Genomic DNA, 1,625 nt, shown 5'->3' with positions numbered 1-1,625 from the left:
CTAGCCCGTCTTATTCATGAGGGCGGTGGATTTGGGGTGGCGAGCGTAGCGTAAAGCATTGATATGGCTTAGAGATTGGGTGCTGACGCCAAGCCTTCAGACCGCATCGAGCCCGCCACGCCCGCCATGTCCGATCCTACGTGTCTCCCGTTCGCGTTTCCATCTGTCCGCGGCAAGAAGCTCACAGCCGCCTTCGATGGCGGACGCCTGACCTCGGATGGGGGCGTCCTGTTGCTCGCCCAGGCAGCGCGGCGGCTAGGCGTCGCCGAGAAGCTCGCCGCGGTGATCCCGGACCGCCGTGATCCGAGCCGGGTTCTGCATCCGTTGCCCGAGATCCTGCTGGCACGCATCCTGGCGATTGCTTGCGGGTACGAGGATGCCGATGACCTCGACCACCTGCGTGCTGATCCCGCCTTCAAGCTCGCCTGCGGACGGCTGCCTGAGAGCGGCCACGACCTGATGAGCCAACCCACCGTCTCGCGGCTGGAGAACACGCCGGGCCTGCGCGACCTCATCCGGCTCGGGCGGGTGCTGGTCGATCTCTACTGCGCCAGCTACGCCACGCCGCCCGAGGCCATCACGCTGGATATCGACGACACCTGCGACGTGGTCCATGGCCACCAGCAGCTCTCCTTGTTCAACGCCCACCACGACGAACGCTGCTTCCTGCCGATCCATGTCTACGACACCGCCACCAGCCGTCCCGTCGCGATGATCCTGCGCCCGGGCAAGACGCCCTCGGGTCGCGAGGTGCGGGGCCATCTGCGTCGGCTGGTCCGGGCGATCCGCCGCCACTGGCCGAACACCGCGATCACGATCCGCGGCGACGGCCATTACGGACGGCCCGAGGTCATGGACTGGTGCGAGGACAACGGCGTCACCTACGTCTTCGGCCTGACCGGCACCAAGGCGCTCGCCGCCAAGGTCGAGGACACCGCCGATCACATCCGGGTCGTGCGGGCGATAGACGACAAGGAGGCGGTGCGCGGCTTTGCCGAGACCACGCACGCGGCCAAGTCGTGGCGACAGAAGCGCCGCGTCGCCGCCCGCATCGAGGCGACCCGGCTCGGCCTCGATATCCGCTACGTGGTCACGAACATCACCACCGGCACGCCTACGTGGCTCTACGCCGACCTGTACTGCGCCCGCGGACAGGCCGAGAACCTGATCAAACTTCACAAAACGCAGTTGGCCTCCGACCGCACCTCGTGCCGGCACCCGGCGGCCAATCAGATGCGGCTCGTGCTCCACACCGCCGCCTACTGGCTAATGCTGACCGTGCGCGACGCCATCCCGACCACGCACCGCCTCGCCAAGGCCGAGTTCACGACGATCCGGCTGCGCCTGCTCAAGCTCGGGGCCCGCATTCGAGAAACCGCGGCCCGCGTCCGCCTCGCCTTCGCCGCCAGCTGTCCCGAGGCCGACCTGCTACGTCACCTCGCGACCGCGCTCGCCCCGGCACCGGCCTGAACGACGGGGCTGCGACGCCCCGACGAACCCGCTCCTGCCCCTCCAGCGCCGACAGACCAATCCCGATCCACACGCGTCAGAACAGACGTCCGATCCCGCTCGCCGTCAGCCCAGAACACGCCGCAAGACACCGCCTGGTGAATAAGACGGGCTAG

Annotated in this window: 1 protein-coding gene; it reads left to right on the top strand. The window is 67.9% G+C overall.

The window, feature by feature from the left end; translation table 11 throughout:
* Positions 1 to 126 precede the first annotated feature (126 nt).
* Positions 127 to 1,470, top strand: coding sequence for an IS1380 family transposase (locus G3T14_RS24080; RefSeq protein WP_163644994.1), 1,344 nt, complete (start codon positions 127 to 129; stop codon positions 1,468 to 1,470).
* Positions 1,471 to 1,625 lie beyond the last annotated feature (155 nt).

Source organism: Methylobacterium sp. BTF04 (assembly GCF_010692745.1).
Taxonomy (GTDB): domain Bacteria; phylum Pseudomonadota; class Alphaproteobacteria; order Rhizobiales; family Beijerinckiaceae; genus Methylobacterium.
This window is presented reverse-complemented; position numbering and strand designations above follow the sequence as displayed.

What these genes read in the sequence shown, in the direction of transcription:
- G3T14_RS24080 (WP_163644994.1), top strand. Translation starts at nt 127, where the DNA reads ATGTCCGATCCTACGTGTCTCCCGTTCGCGTTTCCATCTGTCCGCGGC.